Source organism: Pseudoalteromonas sp. JC28, assembly GCF_013319255.1.
Lineage (GTDB): Bacteria > Pseudomonadota > Gammaproteobacteria > Enterobacterales > Alteromonadaceae > Pseudoalteromonas.
The window spans coordinates 449,002-467,217 of the sequence record NZ_QOKX01000002.1; the positions used below are offsets into that span (position 1 = coordinate 449,002).

At 40.1% G+C, this 18,216-nt stretch carries 17 protein-coding genes; 7 read left to right on the forward strand and 10 right to left on the reverse strand.

Annotated features, from left to right (window positions below):
• Positions 1-14: 14 nt before the first annotated feature.
• The gene (locus DS891_RS07210) at positions 15-1,739 is read right to left on the reverse strand and encodes an ATP-dependent endonuclease (protein WP_174169328.1); all 1,725 of its coding nucleotides are present in this window, start codon (positions 1,737-1,739) and stop codon (positions 15-17) included.
• A 132-nt stretch (positions 1,740-1,871) separates the two neighbouring features.
• Between DS891_RS07210 and DS891_RS07215 the strand changes: the two genes are divergently transcribed.
• Entirely contained in the window at positions 1,872-3,026 is a 1,155-nt protein-coding gene (locus tag DS891_RS07215; protein ID WP_174169329.1) for an IS110 family transposase, read from the forward strand.
• Between the two features lie 399 nt (positions 3,027-3,425).
• On the opposite strand, the gene DS891_RS07220 is transcribed toward DS891_RS07215, so the two are convergent.
• The 4 genes from DS891_RS07220 to DS891_RS07235 all read right to left on the reverse strand — a co-directional run bounded on the left by DS891_RS07220 (position 3,426) and on the right by DS891_RS07235 (position 5,969).
• Positions 3,426-4,265, reverse strand: coding sequence for a hypothetical protein (locus tag DS891_RS07220; RefSeq protein WP_174169330.1), 840 nt, complete (start codon positions 4,263-4,265; stop codon positions 3,426-3,428).
• A 123-nt stretch (positions 4,266-4,388) separates the two neighbouring features.
• Positions 4,389-4,922 (reverse strand): hypothetical protein, encoded by a 534-nt coding sequence (locus DS891_RS07225; protein WP_174169331.1) that lies wholly within the window; start codon positions 4,920-4,922, stop codon positions 4,389-4,391.
• A 102-nt stretch (positions 4,923-5,024) separates the two neighbouring features.
• Positions 5,025-5,399 (reverse strand): hypothetical protein, encoded by a 375-nt coding sequence (locus tag DS891_RS07230; RefSeq protein WP_174169332.1) that lies wholly within the window; start codon positions 5,397-5,399, stop codon positions 5,025-5,027.
• A 111-nt stretch (positions 5,400-5,510) separates the two neighbouring features.
• Positions 5,511-5,969 carry a hypothetical protein gene (locus DS891_RS07235; RefSeq protein WP_174169333.1) on the reverse strand — a complete coding sequence of 153 codons (459 nt, stop codon included), beginning with the start codon at positions 5,967-5,969 and terminating at the stop codon, positions 5,511-5,513.
• Between the two features lie 230 nt (positions 5,970-6,199).
• Here DS891_RS07235 and DS891_RS07240 point away from each other — a divergent pair, with 230 nt between their 5' ends.
• Positions 6,200-7,171 carry an integron integrase gene (locus tag DS891_RS07240; protein ID WP_174169334.1) on the forward strand — a complete coding sequence of 324 codons (972 nt, stop codon included), beginning with the start codon at positions 6,200-6,202 and terminating at the stop codon, positions 7,169-7,171.
• Positions 7,172-7,374: 203 nt separating this feature from the next.
• Here DS891_RS07240 and DS891_RS07245 read toward each other — a convergent pair whose 3' ends face one another.
• Entirely contained in the window at positions 7,375-8,073 is a 699-nt protein-coding gene (locus tag DS891_RS07245) for a hypothetical protein (protein ID WP_174169335.1), read from the reverse strand.
• Between the two features lie 332 nt (positions 8,074-8,405).
• Between DS891_RS07245 and DS891_RS07250 the strand changes: the two genes are divergently transcribed.
• Positions 8,406-9,014 (forward strand): hypothetical protein, encoded by a 609-nt coding sequence (locus DS891_RS07250; protein WP_174169336.1) that lies wholly within the window; start codon positions 8,406-8,408, stop codon positions 9,012-9,014.
• A 107-nt stretch (positions 9,015-9,121) separates the two neighbouring features.
• On the opposite strand, the gene DS891_RS07255 is transcribed toward DS891_RS07250, so the two are convergent.
• The 3 genes from DS891_RS07255 to DS891_RS07265 all read right to left on the reverse strand — a co-directional run bounded on the left by DS891_RS07255 (position 9,122) and on the right by DS891_RS07265 (position 11,777).
• Positions 9,122-9,742 (reverse strand): LysE family translocator, encoded by a 621-nt coding sequence (locus tag DS891_RS07255; RefSeq protein ID WP_174169337.1) that lies wholly within the window; start codon positions 9,740-9,742, stop codon positions 9,122-9,124.
• 104 nt (positions 9,743-9,846) lie between these two features.
• On the reverse strand, positions 9,847-11,460 hold the full coding sequence (locus DS891_RS07260) for a PepSY domain-containing protein (RefSeq protein WP_174169338.1): 1,614 nt from the start codon (positions 11,458-11,460) through the stop codon (positions 9,847-9,849).
• On the reverse strand, positions 11,457-11,777 hold the full coding sequence (locus DS891_RS07265) for a hypothetical protein (protein WP_102057945.1): 321 nt from the start codon (positions 11,775-11,777) through the stop codon (positions 11,457-11,459). Before DS891_RS07265 ends, DS891_RS07260 begins: the two co-directional genes overlap by 4 nt.
• Positions 11,778-12,317: 540 nt before the next feature.
• Here DS891_RS07265 and DS891_RS07270 point away from each other — a divergent pair.
• From DS891_RS07270 to DS891_RS07280, 3 genes are all read left to right on the forward strand, one after another.
• Entirely contained in the window at positions 12,318-13,067 is a 750-nt protein-coding gene (locus DS891_RS07270; protein ID WP_174169339.1) for an ABC transporter substrate-binding protein, read from the forward strand.
• Between the two features lie 115 nt (positions 13,068-13,182).
• On the forward strand, positions 13,183-15,333 hold the full coding sequence (locus DS891_RS07275) for a DUF6351 family protein (RefSeq protein WP_174169340.1): 2,151 nt from the start codon (positions 13,183-13,185) through the stop codon (positions 15,331-15,333).
• 58 nt (positions 15,334-15,391) lie between these two features.
• A complete protein-coding gene (locus tag DS891_RS07280; protein ID WP_174169341.1) occupies positions 15,392-15,751 on the forward strand; it encodes a gamma-glutamylcyclotransferase family protein in 360 nt (119 codons plus the stop codon).
• 45 nt (positions 15,752-15,796) lie between these two features.
• Here DS891_RS07280 and DS891_RS07285 read toward each other — a convergent pair whose 3' ends face one another.
• Positions 15,797-16,858: a hypothetical protein gene (locus tag DS891_RS07285; RefSeq protein ID WP_174169342.1), complete on the reverse strand. Its 1,062-nt coding sequence runs from the start codon at positions 16,856-16,858 to the stop codon at positions 15,797-15,799.
• A gap of 373 nt (positions 16,859-17,231) precedes the next feature.
• Here DS891_RS07285 and DS891_RS07290 point away from each other — a divergent pair, with 373 nt between their 5' ends.
• Entirely contained in the window at positions 17,232-17,987 is a 756-nt protein-coding gene (locus DS891_RS07290) for a hypothetical protein (RefSeq protein ID WP_174169343.1), read from the forward strand.
• The last annotated feature ends 229 nt before the right edge of the window (positions 17,988-18,216 follow it).

The following is an 18,216-nucleotide window of genomic DNA, read 5'->3' on the forward strand; positions in this document are numbered from 1 at the left end:
ATGCTATTGTTATGTCACGCTAATTCGCGTGTTATTTTAGTCATCATTTTTCTTATTCTTGAATATGAATACGGCCAACTTGATGTCTCTAAGCTTTCAAAAGCCGAGACAATCCTATCAATTCTTTTAATGCCCTTCCTCATACCTGTTAGCTCTTGGACATTTCTCTTATCTTGAGGAAGCCTCAATAAATCATAATATTTCTCTTGAGCTGTTCTAACTGCAACCAGATCTAAATCTAGGCTATAACGCATTGAAATTACGTTATGTTTTTCAAGTGTATTCAACACGGCAGTATGGTTGGTATTGATTTTACTTAATACATCATTTCGATCATTCTCATTAGGAATTAGTACTTTTATTAGCTCTTCGTCTTTATATTCAGTCTTATATTGAGGAAATCCTTGTGTGTTCAAGCTGCTAGCGTAATCATCATTCAAGTATGAAACAAAGAAATCTTTATCCAAAATGATTAAAAATGGTATCTCTAACTCATTTAGGAGGTGAATTGTATATTTCGCCTTATCCACACCCTCAAGGTTTAAATAGGATAGGCCATTAGTTTCAAAATCAAACCCAGCCGCATCCCCAATTCTTTTTATGATCTCAACCTCATTTTTGCTCTCGGTAACAATGACATGACTAGAAAAGAAAAAGTCACTATTTCTATACCGATGAAATTGATAGTACTTAAAGTCATCTAAATCATATTTATCAAAAAAATCTTTAGGCAATTTATTGACTGTGGTAATAAAGCCTCTATTTTCACAAAGCTCCTTTTTAAAAGATATGATTTCCGTATGATCAACTTGATCAATCATTTGTGACGAATGTGTTGTAAAAAAAAGTTGTAGGATATTCTCTTTTTCAACTAACCCTTTAAAATATCGAATTAACTCTTTCTGAGCTTGCGGATGCAAGTTTGTCTCTGGCTCTTCTAAACCAATAATTATATTTTCATCCCTTGCCTTACCTAGTAAGTTATACAATGAGATAATCGTTAAACTTTGAATTCCAGAACCACACTCAACTAGAGGGTGACTCAACCCTGATTCTTCAATTGAAATAGATACATCTGATAAAAAATCCTTGTAACTTATAGTTTTTGAGTATTTTATTTTTATATCGAATGGTTTATTAACAGGGAACTCAGCCTTTGCATCTCTAGCAATCTTATCTAATGCATTAGTCTCAAGATGGTTTATTGCATGCCGAAATTTCACCGTATAATTATCACGGGCCGATGTTGCTTCCTTCATTTTTTCTTCAACAAGAAGCTGTAGCACACTGTGTTCCATTAACTCGAGTGCTTTCGCATCTCGATTTGGAGGAATAAGAATGAACTCAATTTGTTTTTTTATTTCTTCTATACATTCGCTATCCGTAACCCAGTTATTACCAGATTTATATTTGATCGTTCTTTTGCAACCTTTAGCATTCAGTTGAAAAGCAGCTTCAATCATTACTTTATTATTATTTATGTACTTGTCTGGTGTCCTATTTTCATCAAAGTTCTCGAAATGAATTTCAACTTTAGAGATAGATCTAGGAGCAAAACTGTGCACACCATCAACGAATGCAGATTCTTCTTTCTCATAGTTAAAAAAAACATTCAGAGCTCGAAGTAAACAGGATTTCCCCGAATTATTTTGACCAACAATAGCGTTAATTGAATCGACCCAAATATCCGCCTTTTTTATTGAGCGGAACTTTTTAATGATAACTCTTGAAATTTCCATATACACCTAGAGGTTGAGAAAGTGACATAGACATAATGACTCCCACACGGTGCTAGCCTCCGCATTTTCGTGGGTTAGCTTAAAGCCAGAGCCATAATTAGTTTGTCAAATAACTAAATAGCAGAGGCTAGCATGACTAAACATAACATACTTTTCATTGGCTTAGATACTCATAAAGAGTTCATTGAAGTTGCCTACATTGAAGACAATCGAGGCGCACAACCCATTCATTTCGGTCGTATTTCTTCAGCTAAAGTCACCATTAAAAAGCTTATCAGGCAATTTGAATCTAAATACCCTAACACTACGCTCCATTTCGTTTATGAAGCTGGCCCCTGTGGTTACTGGATTTACCGCTTAATTACTTCTCTTGGACATTGCTGTTACGTAGTTGCCCCATCGCTTATTCCTAAAAAACCTGGCGAGCGTATAAAAACTGACAAACGTGATGCACTTAAACTAGCTAAATTACTTAAGTCTGAAGACTTAACCCCTATTTATGTACCTGAGCCGGAAGATGAAGCTATTCGTGATTTATCTCGTGCTCGAGAAGTTGCGATGAAAGATTTAAAAGATGCAAAGTACCAGCTAAAAGCACTGCTTCTTCGAAACAATATCAACTATGCAGGCACGGCAAACTGGTCTCTCAAACACTTACGTTGGCTCACAGAACTAGTATTGCCACATCCTGCACAACAAATCGTTTTACAAGAGTTTATTCAAACTATAAACGAGCGAACTGCACGATTAGAGCGACTCGACAATGAGCTCTCTCATCATGTTTATCAATGGCGTTACTACCCTGTAGTTAAAGCAATCCAAGCTATGCGCGGCGTTCGCTTACTCGTGGCCGCTGGTATTGTCGCTGAGCTTGGTGATTTAACCCGCTTCGACCATCCGCGAAAACTCATGAGTTATCTTGGGCTCATTCCGAGTGAACACTCGAGTGGTGGTAAAAGGCATATTGGCGCAATTACTAAATGTGGCAATGGTCGTGCAAGGCGCTTATTAGTCGAAGGTGCTCACAGTTACCGTCATGCAGCCAACATATCGACTGAGTTACAAAAACGACAAGAAGGCTTACCAAAGCAACTTATTGATATTGCATGGAAAGCACAAATAAGGCTCTGTAAACGTTATAAAAAGCTTATAAATAAAGGCAAGCATTACAACCTCGTTGTCACCGCCATTGCCCGTGAAATGATTGCTTATATCTGGGCAATCGCAAAACAGGTTGTGCTCTCATCGGTAAATCCCAAATTAAGATTATCCAGAGTACCAGCTTAAAATGAACGAATTAGAGTTAATGTATTGGGTCAAGCATCGGGTGTGGCACAACCACCGACGGCGTTAGGATGGCAATGCTGCTAACACAGCATTGAACCACGAACATAGACTGAAAACAGGTGCCACGTCGAGTTAAGTAAGGTCTGCTCTGCTCATGAAAATGAGTAACCAACGAATACCAGCAAGAAAACCGACGAAATTACTTGCTTCAACCTATGCATTAACTCTCTCTAATTCGAGTTTAGAAGTTATGGCTTAAAGTTAGGCAAGGATCAGTGTGTGTAACTTGACAGTGGGAGTCATACCAACGCCTTAATAAACGGCGAAAAATAGCAGGCTAAAATTTGCGACGGAGGAGCACAAGCCAAGTGTTTTGCGTCCTTTGTCTTGATGGCCTTGTTAGGCGCTACCTATCCTTTTCACTACTTGATTCATTGTATAATGAACAAACTGCGAACCGAGTTCGGTAAGTTGATAAGGTTTAGTGTTTTCAAATGCTGACTCCATAGTTGAGCTAGCTGGCTTTTTAGTTTTCCCTCTAGTTGTCTGACGCACAAATTGACCATCATAGGTCGTTGGCCGATATTGCCGTATAACCCCACCTGTACTTAAGTCCCTAATTAGTAACTTAAATAAATCTGCTTCTGCACTATCTTCTCTAGGCATTATGTCACTAACTGATTGCCAAATACCTAAACGTGTAATTCCATTATTTTGATAAATCGCTCGAATAACCTTGAAGTGTATTTCGTGATATTTGTCTAGCCAATCATTGAATAACCTGATTTGATCGTCAGGGCATAAATGTGACGCTGCAGCGTTTGAAATTAAATTAATAACGTATTGCTGCTTTTCTTGAGTTTCAGATGCATCCCAAGATTTAAAAGCTCGACGAACGAGCCCCATATACTCATCAGATTGAATTCGAGCTTCATACTCGTCATGAACAGATTCAAGTCGACTTGCCATATCATCTAATGCGACCATTAGAAGCTCTATTTTGTCTTTGTGAACTTTCAACCATTCTTCATGGAGTTCATTAACTTTTCCTTGCTCTTGTTCTCCATGTATTGCTGCGCCACTTGATAAAACTTGACCAACCCATGGGATAGCAGACATTGCGTTGGCAACTACTCTACAGTACTTAGTCCATTTTCCTTTTTCTTTGAGAAGAGCCAAATCGTAAGAAATGAATTCTTCTGTTCTATTTTTATCCAGTTTTTTATTTTCTTCATCCATGATTGAACCTTTGATTGGCGCCTAACGCTTTGCTAAAAGGTGGAATAAACTGGGGTGATTTTTGCCTGCGAAGCAGAAAAGCAAAAAGCGCCACAGTTTATGGAATCCGTTTTGAGAAACTTGTTATATTTCATTAACTTGCCATTCAATTTGTTCTTTTGACACAATAACTTGCAGATAGTTACTTGTGACACCTTTTTCAGACAATAATACATGATCAAATGGTGCACTAACATCAAACCATTCTCCAGAAGTGGATACAAAACCATCAAAATCAAACTTTGAAAGGTCTACTACTTTCCCACTTATCCAGTCTATAGCCTGTATTTTGGCAACACATACGATTTCATGTGTTGGAACCGCATTATGGAAGAACACTCTGCTATGTTTGTCTGTTTCATAATCACTGCCAGTTCCGTAAATAGCTAGACTTTCATTCGGATTGCAAACGACGCGTTCAACAAGTAGCTCCCAATTAGATTGAGCCCAATCGTGAAAATAGTCCTCAAACGTAGCTACGAAATCATTGGGTCGGTTTTCAGCCTCTTTTGCATATTGTTCGTATGCTAATTTAATTGTTTCAAAACCGGAAACCAGGTGATTTCTAAAATTCTCCATTGCCGGTGCTATAAGCTCTACATTCATAAATTTAGTCACAAGGCTCGATTGAAATATAACGCCTTAATAAACTGCGAAAAATAGCAGGCTAAACTAAGCGAAGAATGAGCGCAAGCCTGCTGTTTTACGTCCAATGTTTAATTAATTTGTTAGGGGTACAACTTGCTTCATTGCTACCTTCGAGGCAAATAAACTTAAAAGAGCCCCAAAAGCTAATATTGCTACCGTTTTATCAAATGTGAAATCACTTGTTAAAATGACAGCTAAAAACAAACATAACGTATAAAAAGTGCCAGCTAAAAACAGCGACAAAAAAATTATTGCTCCATTCTTAAGCCCATGATTAAAACTTAAGATATGTGTGCTGCCGACCATAATGATTAAAAACAACAACAGTAGAGTCACAGTGAATAACAATGGAGCTTCAAAAGTCACCCCAATCGCCAAAATTCCCATCAAAAGTGCCGAGAAATAACTCAAAATAATTGCTAATGAGATTAAGTTTTCACGCGACACTAAATGTACCCCTAACGCCTTAATAAACGGCGAAAAATAGCAGGCTAAACTAAGCGAAGAATGAGCGCAAGCCTGCTATTTTGCGTCCACGGTTTAATTAATTTGTTAGGGTTACAAAACATCTTTTTTGATTGAGTGTGCTTCAAGTTCCTTTGCTATTAAATTTCGATCCATATCTTCAGGTAATAAGAATGTGATTTCACTATCATCAGTAAACTTAAAAACGATGCCGTTAAATATAAACCTGTACGAAGAGATCAGCTCCCAAGGTATCGAAGTTATATTATCTGCTTTGATTCTGACAAGGCCTTTGGGACCGGAATCAATTTTGACTGGTGACAGCCACGTGACCGTATACAAAACCCAAGCTAAAGTGAAACCTAGCACAGGAGCAATCCAAATTGTTTTAGCTAGATGACTGATAAAGTCATCTTTAGTCAACAGGCTTACAACTGCCAAAAAAACGAAAAACAACGTCCATAGTAAGCAGCTTATTAACACCCCCTTTGAAATGAGGCTATATTTCTCTTGGTTTTGGATTGATTTAATCCAAGGTTCAGTCCACTTCATTGCCTGATTGTAACCCTAACAATTTAATATCGACCCAATGGGTCGTTTATCTACCGGGTCATGGGTCATTATTCTCATTGTACCAGTTTTATCACAATAACTAACTTGTTGCTACAGATATATTTTTCATCATTATGAAAAGGATGAAAACGACCCAGTGGGTCGTTTTCTTGACTATAGGAGAAACACGTAAATACTGTATATAAATACAGTTTTTTAGAGCTGATTCAATGAGAACTCGTTCACCATTTCTAAACCACATCGCAGAGTTTATGCTGACTAAGCAATATTCGCTCAGAACAGTTGATACATATCTTAAGTGGATTTCTTCCTATATTCATTTTCATGATAAGCGTCACCCAGCTTCAATGGGCGATAACGAGGTTGTCGAATATCTCGACTACCTTGTGCTTAAACGTAATGTGTCGCCTAAAACACAAGCGACAGCGTTAAATGCATTATCTTTTCTGTATAAGCAAATAATTAAACAGGATTTGTGCCCCAATCTAACGTTTATCAGAAGCAAGCGCCAATCTAAGTTGCCAATTGTTATGACCCCCGAGGAGGTTAAACGTCTCATGTCGTTTTTAAGTAAACGATATTATTTAATTTCAGGCTTAATGTATGGTAGCGGCTTACGTGTAATGGAAGCTGTTCAACTACGAGTTCAGGACATTGACTTTGACTACAAGTGCATTCGGATCTGGAATGGAAAAGGGAATAAACATCGGGTGGTTACTCTCGCCACAGAACTTATACCTTTGCTAAGAAATCAAATTGCTCAGGCTGATGAATACTTAAAATTAGATTCCCAGAATGAACGATATGCAGGTGTTTGGATGCCAAACGCACTAGCAAGAAAATATCCTAGCGCCAATAAGTCAATTGCTTGGCAGTATCTATTTCCCTCATATAAGTTAAGTGCAGATCCTGAAACTGGGGAGATCCGCCGACATCATTTTCATCAAACACGAGTACGTAAAGCGGTTAAAGAGGCAGCCAAAAAAGCACAAATAACAAAACCTATAACGCCCCACACTTTTCGCCACTCTTTTGCTACACACCTGTTACAAAGTGGGGCAGATATTAGAACAGTACAAGCTCAGTTAGGCCATTCAGACGTTAAAACCACTCAGATTTATACCCATGTTTTACAGCAAGGCGCAAACGGTGTTGTAAGCCCTTTGAGCAAAATTTTCTAGCTTGTTTTGGGGCATAAATGAGTTAGTGGAACGTGCGCTTTGTGGAACAAAAGTAACATTGACGACCGTCTTTTGTTCCACAAAGCGCATGTCAGGTAAAGTCTCGCCCCGTTATTTTTAAACGGTGAGATTCGGGTATGGGCTACTACATTTTATACTTGGTAAAAAGTACAAATCCCAGCAAACAATAATGATCACGGTAATCAAGTCGTGCCAGTTACAGGCATATCCGAATCAAAGCCAACACTGGTAAATAGGCTATCTAATTCAAGCTCAAAATCTTTGCGATTAACATCCAACGCTTTTAATGTTGTTCCGCCAAGTAACGCCTCTTGGCCCTTTTCTAGGCGTGCATGTAAACTTGCAATTACCGCACGAATGCGATCTCTATCTTGCTGCGCCAATGCTTTTTGACTTTCAGTTTCATGATCAAGCTTTGCCAACATTTCCAGCCGCTCAGAGAGCTCCTTGTACGCTAAAAAATCTAACTCTAAATTTTTAAACAGTAATTGCTGCGCTTGATCTTTACTACTGATATCAACCTTTACAGGCCCTGTCATTATATCAGCCAACAACGCTCGGAGCTTTTCGTAAGCAGCCTCATCTTGAGAGTTGATGTTTGTAAGGTCGAATAGAACTTCGTGATCCGCAAATTGGAACTGCAGTAACGTTTTACTTTTTTCATATAGCGACGTTTCACCAGACGAGCCACTGCTCATGGCACTCATAAAGTTTTGTTTAAAGGTGTGAGCACGACCCCCACCTGCAGTATGGTGATTGTCATTTACTGTAAGCTGATTATGAGCGCTCGGGATCACTAGTTTATCTCGCTCTAAGGGTGAAAAGTTCAGTGAAGTAGGCTCTATGAGCGCTACTTGATGTCCAGTTAAAAACGTTGGCATTGGGCAAGTCTAAAAAAACAATCTCGGTGAGGGATCTTTGCAAGCATTATTCCAAATAAATATTTTCAACAATCAGCCGATGAATTGATATCAATAGCCACTGAACACGGAAATATTTCATTTTCTTAAATAACACGTACAGCTTCATGGGCAATTCATTGCCGCTTAGGTACGTTAGATTGCCCTATTTGAAGGCTAAATGGCAACGAGTCTACTGCTGAACAACTTGCCAAGCCCGTACTTAAAAAAGAAACGCCGCAGTAGCAATCAAAGCGGAATTTGGTATAAACCTTGCTGTATAAATATCAACCACCCAATGGATGTGCTTAATCATGAAGTTGACGAAGGAAGAATTACAATTCATTAACCGAACCCTAGCCGGTAATCGCGTTGCAGGTTCGCTATTGCCGGAAGCTAGGGATCAAAAGCAGCAAACTCACAGCGAGATTAAAAAGTTACTTGCGAGTATTTCAAATAGTTCTCAGTTTAGTCTCGTTGCCAAAAATGCCAACGAGCAGGTCGAGTTTCCACTTAGCGACCTATCGGCATTGATGGAGATTTTAGACAACAATTTAGAAGCACCTAATATCGTAGAAGCCGCTAACTCTAGTGCCCCACGTAGTTGGCGTACCTGCCCATCAACACCGGTCAGGTTTAGATTGTCCCCTCAAATGATGCCATTTAACATGGTCTCCATATCCCAATCCGGTGGACTGATTAATACTTTTCCCTATCAAGCAAGTGCAATCCAAATTAATGTGATCAGTCGGATAGCTAAATTATATCTTGCCGACCCTATTCCACTGTTTGCAAACGTCCACTCGATAAAAGTGACAAGCCCACTGGAGCTCGCCGTATCCTTTGCAATGAATAAAACCGATAACGAAAAACTCAAAGCATTTATTCTTCATAACTACATACAGCGCAAGGGGTTAGATTAGTTCAGCTTGATAAGCGCGAACTGGCGATCCCCGCTCCCTATGCATATTATGCGATCATTCCTGATGGGCGCAACGATAGAGCGCCGACCAAGAAGTGCTTACAATGGCTACAAGGATTGGTAAATCACTCGCATGGCGAGCAGTAAAAAAGCACAGCCAAGAATTTTATCAATCACAGCTCGCTTAGCCGTTAAATCGAATTTATCTCTTGCTGAAGCACTCAAAATTGAGACAATAAAATACCACAACGCATCTATCGTTAGCACGGTGATACACATGATAAAACCTACCGTTAAAGTCATCTTTTCTGGGTCGATAAACTGCGAAAAGAGCGCAACGAAGAAAATAGCTAATTTCGGATTCAAAAATGCAATTGCAAAACCATCCTGTGCCGCTTTGCCATACGACGTTGCCACTTGAGACTGTGATACCGCCAACCCTTGGCTCTTACTCATTAGGATTTTTATCCCCATCCATGCCAAGTAGGCAGCACCACCGTAAACCAAAAATTGATATACAATCGGAAATTGATGAATAAGCCCTGACAACCCTAAAATTGCTAGGCTGGCATAAATCCCAACTCCCAAGCCATGCGCAAGGCTTGCGACAATACCGTGTTTGGCACTATGAAATAGGCTATAACGCAAGACAACCGCTAAACTTGGACCTGGCGACATCGCACCAAAAACACAAATAGCAGCAAGGCTTAACCAGGCTGTAAGCTCCATAATTTTTCCGTAGAGAATTGCAAAACGAGTAGGATAACAGATTTGAAAAAATAGATGGCACTTTGTAAGTAAAAAGGAGCTACCAGCCCCTTTCTACGTGTTTTTTATACAGACTGCGTTTGTAATTCACATTCTGTTTTATGCTGACCAATAAACCAAATGCTGTTGGCTTCGCCATAGTAAGCTCTATGCTTTGTCTTATCTGCCATTCGCCAAAAAATAAAACCTAGGATCATAGCAGTTAACTCTAAACCAATAGAAGACCAAGCTGTCGCAGGCCAAATACCTAGACTTGGGATTGCAAACGCAATGACTGAAGTCAGTGGCAACGAGAAGCACAAAATGGCAATCGCCTTTTGTGACCAAATTGCCGTTTTACTCATACCGATAGCGAATGCTGCAATCAAGGTAAAACCAAAACACAGATAATAGACCCACATATACACAACATTGATGTTTATTGTGGTCAAGGCGGCCCATTTTGTTACAGCAAACGCGGCAGCTACACCAAGTAATGAGCCCATTGCCACGCCAACAGTCAATTTCCCCATTATTCTGGTTGATTTTGACTGCTCCGGCTGCTTTTGCTTACGGCGCTTCTCAAGCCACAATAAGTTACCCGTATAAAACAGCACTGCGCCTAAAATACCCATAATAAAATAAGCCCAACGACCAAACTCACCACCGTAACTCCCAAAATGAAGACCGAATAACGTGGTCACTACCGCACCCCAAACCCCTTGCGCATCATCCACGACGCTGCTTGCCGATACTTCAAATGTGTAAGGGTTCATAAACAAATAGTCAGTTTTAGGTCCACGCATCAAGTGTTTATCACTTAACAGTTGAATTGACGCAGAAGGCATGGCGCTATTTAATCGACTCAGGGTTATACCTTTGACTTGGTAGTCAGGTGCGTAGTCTTTCGCTTTTTTCAAAATTACGTCGAGACTTGGCAAGTTTTCAACCTTGTATTCAACAGCTGAGGGGGCTTGACGTGAAAAAAGAGGTTTATCTCCATATAATTTACCTAACCCATCGTACAAAATATCGTGGAATGCGAATACAATCACAGTGATGGCGATAATAATATGAAACGGTAAGCTAGTGATCCCAATTAGGTTATGAGTATCAAGCCAAAAACGGCTCGCGCCTTTTTTATCTCTTAGGGCAAAAAAGCTTTTTACTAAGCTCGGCAATAAGAAAATAACGCCCGAAACAAGCGCAATAAAATACAAAATTGCCGCAATACCGAGTACATAAACCCCTGCCTGATCATGGCCAATTTCCCCCGCAATGCCTGCACTGCGGTGAAGATAATCCACTAGTGATGATAGTTCATTAATATAGCTGGTATGCGCCTCAAGCTCCCCTGCTTCATTTAAAGTGCCGTGCCAGAGCGTTTTATCAAGGCTCAAGCCCCGAGCGCCACCTTGCTCATACCAATTAACTGGAGAATTGTCTGCTTCGAAACTAATATTGATACCACTTAGAGCTTCAGGATGTTGTTTAAATACACGGTGGATAAGCGCATCATATTGGCTGGCATCGACTTGAGGCAAATGGTGAGAAGGAGGCGTTGCCCACTTGTCGATGCTACCTGCAAACATGGTGATAGCGCCAGCAAAGAAACCGATAAACAGCAGTAGACCGGTCGTTACTCCCGTCCAAGTATGTACACTTTGATAAATCCTTAATATATCGGCGCGGATCTTCATGCCATCCCTCTTACAACAAATAAAATAACGTAAACAACTAAATTAGCGCCGCCAAGCCAAAGTACTGCTTGTTTTGAGTTTTTGAACATAAAAACAAAACTCAAAATGAGCAACCAGATAGGAGAAATCATCCACATACTAAATTGAGTCCGCCAACTTTGTCTCGCAGGAGTTAACGTCTCCATCAAACCATCACTGCCCACCCAAGCGAAAAGACCAACGATCCCAAAGCTTAGTGCCAAGCCAAGTATGACACCTGCAAGTGTCTTCCCCCACCAGTCAGGCTGGATTTTATCAGCATGTGACAACCTGCTCATTGTGATTTCCTAAAAAGTATTAAAATGGTGAAGGGAATAAGCGCGGTAAGTACCATGACACCGATAAGCCAACTAAATACGACCGCAGCACCAGTGAAAATTTGTATTGCAAAAATGAATGTAATTGCCAGAAGAATGTAGCCAGCAGTTCTAGCATTGTTTGGCAGTGGTCGCTTTAACAAGCGCTGATGCTTGTTTGTGCAGTAAATTAACGTAATTGCAAGGCTCAGAAGAGCGACAAAAAACACACTTAACAAGGTAAAACTCCGTTTTACAATTAGATTGAGGATTAAGGTGAGATTAAGATTATAGCGAATGTTTTATTTTCAGCAACACAAAATACAATTGATATGATAATCATTTTTATTACATACAAGATATAACGAATAGCCTGATACTTCTGGATGCAACGGTCAGCTAATAGCGGCCACATTGAATTGATTTATGTATAAACGTAAAACAGTCATAATATGTTCTTTTGTTGCGCTTTTTCCAATCTATCATTACGCTTAGAGAAGGTAATTTAGGACAAACTTGCCGATGCGCATTATTTTTATTTTGCTACTAACTCTCTCCAGTATTTGTACTCAGGCAAAAACGGATAGTCGGGCGGTACACATTTGCTTTGAACGGTGGTGGCCTTACAGCTTTGTTAACGAGCAAAAACAAGTTCGGGGCATAGAGGTTGATATAATTAAATCAGCACTTATAGGTACTCCCTATCGAGTGACATTTCATGAACTTCCTTATCGTCGCTGTTTAGCAGGCGTTGCCGATGGTACATTTGATTTTACCTTACATGTGGATGAGGCCGATGGCTTTCCAATTATCGATGTGTCATTCACCACCTGGCTGCTTTCTCTTGCGGTAAAACAAGGTCGCTTCAGCAACCCTGATGACTTTTATCAACTTGCCGCCCCAAGAGTCATGATCTCAGAGGATTACAGCTACCCGGAAGCGGCTGTACAAGGGCTGAAAAAAATCAACGCAGCCATTGTCAGACGTTCGTTTTATGAGCAAAACCATGACGACGGAAAAAAGTTTTTTAGCGTACTCAATAACAACAGAGTTGATGCAATTTTAGTCGATAAAGTGTGGGCTTTAGAGATGATCCGCCGCCATCAACTCGAGGTCACTTTTCTACCGCGTCCCTTTCATGCTGAGCAGCAATTTATGGGATACAACATCGCGAACCAAACTATGGCGAGGCGTATCGAGTCGCTCTTAGAAAGGGTTCCAGATACAACAATTAAAGCTATTGAGATTAAATACCTAGGCGATGATTTTTAATTCTCAACGCAATAATTTCATGTTCAAATAACAAACAAATAACCACACTACGATGATCTAGTCCTACACTTATAATATCCGTTTATCCATTTGCCTAGCACTCGAAGGAGCTCATATGAAATCCTTATTTTCTTGGCTCATCACATTATTATCTTTGATTGTTCTTGGCGCTTGTGGCTATTGGTTTTGGCTAACGAGTGAGCAAGAAGAAATTTACAGTGTAGGAAGAATAGCAAGCAGCGAAAGTAATCCTATTCTTGAGTTTTATCCGCATATTTCAAAAGTTAACAGGCCCGTCGATACCTTCGTATTTCCGATTGCGCTAGGAGATATTGGTCCGAATACCAACCTATACTCTGGCCCTAACCAATATCCTTTTTACTGTATGACTCTGGACTCAGGCCTTGGTCAACCAGAAATAGATAACCACTCGGGACTCGGTGTGCCGGTGATGGATGAGCAATCAAATCAAGTACTTGGTTTTAGTAAAGATTGCATGGCAAAAACGCGTTTACGCTACTTTGCGATAACTTCTGACAACCAAATCAAGCCGCTAGACGAAAGAAATAAAGCGATAGACACAAACTTACTGTTACGCGTTGAGCAAGGCACCATCAATCGCTTCATTTACACTATTGTTATGCCAATTACAGTTGACGAAGTGGGTGACAGACAGGCTAAGTCTCAATGGAATAACCGACTTATCTACCAATTTAATGGCGGTTCAGGGATTGGCTTTAGACAAGGTAGGCAAAAACCGGAGCGTGTAATAGATAGACAGCTAGAGCAGTTAAAGCTTGGTTACGCAGTTATAAGCTCTAGTGGCAATAAAACCAGCTACACCTACAATATGTTACTGGCCGAAGACACTGCAAGACGGGTGAAAAAGCAATTTACTAGTTTATACGGAGAGCCACTCTATACAGTTGGGATTGGCGGCTCTGGCGGTGGGCTCGCTCAATATTTGATTGCACAAAATAGCCAAGGGATCTTAGATGGCCTTATCCCACTTTATAGTTACCCTGATATGATCACCCAAACCACTTACGCGTTAGATTGTGATTTACTGAATAATTACTTCACCTTTAGAGCCAATGACAGAAAAGCATGGCGTGATTGGACCCGCCGCCGCCATATTGAAGGCATGAATGCAATCAACGACTTTCCGCAACGAGCTGGTTTTTTGCAGCCACTCAACCAATTAATGTCCGGGTTTGTGCCCTCCTTTCCTGACGGCAATAGTGAATGCATCAATGGTTACTTTGGATTATCTACTTTTATTAATAATCCGAGGCAAGGGTTTTTAAGGGCCTTTTTTGAGGATGAGGTAGTAGAGAGAACAAACTGGAGTTACTGGCAGGACATGGCCAACGTATTTGGCACGGATCAATCAGGCTTAGGATTAAGCACTTGGGATAACGAAGGCGTTCAATATGGACTAGAAGCATTAAAGGCTCAGCAGATCACGATGGCTGAATTTATTGATCTCAACAAAAAAATAGGCGGATGGAAGCCCCAAAACCAAATGCAACAAGAAGAAATTGTATTACCGTTTGGCCACAAAGTACCTATTTGGCTCACTCTTTGGGGCAATCATAATATCACCACGCCAGATGACAATGGTATAGCACCGAGGCACAGTGGCAGCCTTGCGGCGATGGAAAAAGCGTATCGCTCTGGACAGGTATTTATTGGCAAGGTTGATATCCCTATTATTGATGCCAGACATTATCTTGAGAACGAGTTAGATATGCATCATATGTCAGCTTCATTTTATACTCGATTGAGAATGTCCGCCGCAGATTCAACCCCAGAGAATCAAGTGATTTGGGTTGCACATCAAGCGTTTAATCCAACTCAACTCGCATTTGAAAAAATGGATGAATGGTTACTCAACCTCAAAGCGCAGCCGAATTTATCCGTTACAGACGCAAAACCGAAGACACTTGCTGATACGTGTTTCGACGAACAAGGTAAAGTCATCGCCAGCGGCAACGCAGTGTTTAATGGTATCTGGAATAACCAGCCGCAAGGAACTTGTACCGCCAGATATCCAATGTTTTCTACCAGCAGAATTCAAGCCGGTGCAAACTGGGCTGGTGATATATTTAAGTGTCATAAAATATCGATTGAAGCGGCGCTTGCCCAAGGGATCTACGGGGATGTAGATATCTCAACACAACTCACCACACTTAAACAAATTTATCCACAAGGCGTATGCGATTATAGTCAGTCCGATATGGGTAGACCGCAAGATCTTGATTGACCATGAAAAGCGGCTTAGACTTAGAACTTACAGGAGAGCAACGGATTAGAATTAAGTGATGCAAGCATTATTTTCGTACGGCACACTGCAGCAGGAGCAAGTGCAACTTGATACATTCGGCAGACGATTAGAAGGCGAAAAAGCGGTACTTTGTGGATTTAAAATTGGCCAAGTTAAAATAACAGATCCCGCTGTTATTGCCAGTAGCCAAAAGGACATTCATCCCATTTTAATCGCGACAGGTGATGCAGAGGATAAGGTAGAGGGCACTGTATTTTTAATCACGGAAGCTGAATTAGCTCATGCAGATGGGTACGAAGTGGATGAATATCAGCGCATTTCGGCAACTGTTGTTTCTGGACAACAATGCTGGATTTATGTAGCAAACCAAAAAGCAATTCTCGTAGAAAGTCTATAAAATGATAGAGCTTTCCTAGCTCTATCATTAGCTACTACATATAAACTACTCACACGCCTTACCGCAGTTACTTATTGTGACTTGTTTCTGGCCCATATAGCTCGCAACGCCATATACTCGATTAAACGCAATCGCGCCGATAAACTGCCCATCATATAAAATACCTGGAGTCCAATCACTGCTATGCCAGCGACCGCTTGTTAACGCGTATTTATTTATACGATTCGCACCATTGGCAGCAACACTGAAGTTACCTCCCCAAGAAGAATTTATAGTCGGAGTACTCTGGTACACTCCAATTTGAGCAAAATGTTTGCCATAGCCATTTGCATCACGCTTTAAATCAATATAAATATTCATACCTGTAACCAAGTTAGCGATTGTTTCTTCAATATCGATATTTAACGCTCGTTCAGCACTGCTGATATTTGCAGATACGCGCCTATCCGCTAAAATTTTCTGCATTCCAAACAATGCCCCTGGCTGCTCTAGCTCACTGAACTTTCTTAAATTACTTTTGATCAAATCATCAACTTTCGCTTTTGCGTAATCACTTGCAAAGTAATCAACAAATATACTTACGCCTGGTATGGAAAATAATCCCGTTGAGCAACTTGCATCAACCTTTCGATTGTAGTTAATCGCAAGGTCTTCCAAAGCCCCTGTATAGTAGTTATATGTTGCGGTAGGAGCTAAGTTATTTAAACGTGCCGTCACAGTTACGCTGGGGCAAAGGATATCAATGCCGGAAAATTTGACCTTGGCATATAAGTTTATATTCTTGAGCGTCAACTTTACTTTGTAGTTAGTTGTTCCCGAAAAGGTTGCTGACACTCGCTTGGCATCAACGTCTATCGCATAAATACTTTTTACTTTACTCATGCCTGCAATATCACGACGCATACCCGATTCAGTTTCTACCTCAAAGCTCCTCAGATCAGAAAACAAATTGTCGGCTACTGAGCCAATATTTATCGAGCGAGCAGACTCCACCGGTGAGGGCAGGCCGCTTGGTTTTGATAACTTAAGTGTTGTCTCTCCGGCATTAACACTTAGTGTGGTAATACCAATCAAAATCAAACCAGCAAGTTTACAGATGTCTTTCACGTTCACTTTCCTTATTATGAGTTGAATGAACCCATAATATGTACAAATAATGTAACAGAAAAATGATGTGTTTATATCGGTACTATTAACACAACTGAGCTGTTTTACATCCAGATACTGAATTAAGCCACCCCATTTGATTTAAGTTGTATCATTTGCAACCTCATCCTTTTTACATACACAATTGCGACATAGTATATCGGCGTTTACTAGAGACATGGACGTCTCCTTTACATAATTTCTTTTAGATATCCACTTACTTAGTGCTTCATGCATTTAAAAAGCAAATTGTTATAAATTGTAAAACCCTGCTCTAGAAACATTAAAATAGCGCTACACTATTTTTGTACATATTGAAGAAAAGGAAAGATTCGTGAAGCGATTCAGCGTTATCGCAACTAGCATAATAATTGCCTCATTAGTTGGTTGCTCGACCGAGTCAACGCAGTCGGATATTGTAAAAACAGAAGGGATTTGGGCGGATATCCGCGTTACTTCAAATGGTGACACATCTCGTGTTGTTACAGAGTTCAATTTAAACAACAGTTCTGGCGCAAACATCATTCTTTCCGAAGGTGATAGTGTGGTTGCCAAACTAGGAAACGAAAAGAAGCAATTAGAAAAAGATGACGACTTATTTGATGTCGATTATCAAGGCTATTTTACAGCGACCGAAAAAGACACTGAGTTAACTCTTGAGTTTCTTCGAGATAAAGAAGATGAAACGCTAACCTCCAAAGTTAGACTTCCTACTCCAATTAAACTTTACTCTCCTGTTTCTGAACAGTTTAATCGTAATGATGATCTTTTAGTCGAGTGGAAACCGGAAAGTGACATAAATACCACGTTACTTATCAGCTTAAACTCAACTTGTATAGCGAATAATGGCGCTTCACATTTTGTTAATTTTGAGTCTGAAATCTCTGAGTCTAGCGGCCAATATAAAATCCTGTTGGGTGAATTAACTGGCTTTGATAACGAAGCACTGGATAAAACTAAACCGTGTGAGACAACAGTTAAGTTGTTCCGTATCCGAAAAGGTACTATTGATAGCAAGTTTAAACCTGGTAGTCGAATTAATGCGATTCAAGAAAAAGAATCTGAAGAATTCAAAGTTACTTTAAATTAGTTTATTAGCGTAACTTACCCCTCTTCTAAAAGTTCGTTCGAATAACTAGTCTAGAGTAAACATAGCCCAAAAGCTCTCGCAAGAGAGCTTTTTCTTTAATATGTATCCCACTTCTTATCCGCACTTTCCGATTCAAAGCAGCTGAAGATTTCCAAATAAGCTATTGAAGAGACTTACCTCGTATCAAAATGGCTCCATCATGAAACAAGCTGCACCGAGTGACAGCCAA

Bases quoted from the DNA above. Each gene is read 5' to 3' on its own strand.
- DS891_RS07255 (WP_174169337.1), bottom strand. From the start codon at position 9,742: ATGGAGCTTACAGCCTGGTTAAGCCTTGCTGCTATTTGTGTTTTTGGT.
- DS891_RS07235 (WP_174169333.1), bottom strand. From the start codon at position 5,969: ATGAAGTGGACTGAACCTTGGATTAAATCAATCCAAAACCAAGAGAAA.
- DS891_RS07270 (WP_174169339.1), top strand. From the start codon at position 12,318: ATGCGCATTATTTTTATTTTGCTACTAACTCTCTCCAGTATTTGTACT.
- DS891_RS07260 (WP_174169338.1), bottom strand. From the start codon at position 11,460: ATGAAGATCCGCGCCGATATATTAAGGATTTATCAAAGTGTACATACT.
- DS891_RS07245 (WP_174169335.1), bottom strand. From the start codon at position 8,073: ATGCCAACGTTTTTAACTGGACATCAAGTAGCGCTCATAGAGCCTACT.
- DS891_RS07215 (WP_174169329.1), top strand. From the start codon at position 1,872: ATGACTAAACATAACATACTTTTCATTGGCTTAGATACTCATAAAGAG.
- DS891_RS07280 (WP_174169341.1), top strand. From the start codon at position 15,392: ATGCAAGCATTATTTTCGTACGGCACACTGCAGCAGGAGCAAGTGCAA.
- DS891_RS07220 (WP_174169330.1), bottom strand. From the start codon at position 4,265: ATGGATGAAGAAAATAAAAAACTGGATAAAAATAGAACAGAAGAATTC.
- DS891_RS07275 (WP_174169340.1), top strand. From the start codon at position 13,183: ATGAAATCCTTATTTTCTTGGCTCATCACATTATTATCTTTGATTGTT.
- DS891_RS07240 (WP_174169334.1), top strand. From the start codon at position 6,200: ATGAGAACTCGTTCACCATTTCTAAACCACATCGCAGAGTTTATGCTG.
- DS891_RS07250 (WP_174169336.1), top strand. From the start codon at position 8,406: ATGAAGTTGACGAAGGAAGAATTACAATTCATTAACCGAACCCTAGCC.
- DS891_RS07210 (WP_174169328.1), bottom strand. From the start codon at position 1,739: ATGGAAATTTCAAGAGTTATCATTAAAAAGTTCCGCTCAATAAAAAAG.
- DS891_RS07265 (WP_102057945.1), bottom strand. From the start codon at position 11,777: ATGAGCAGGTTGTCACATGCTGATAAAATCCAGCCTGACTGGTGGGGG.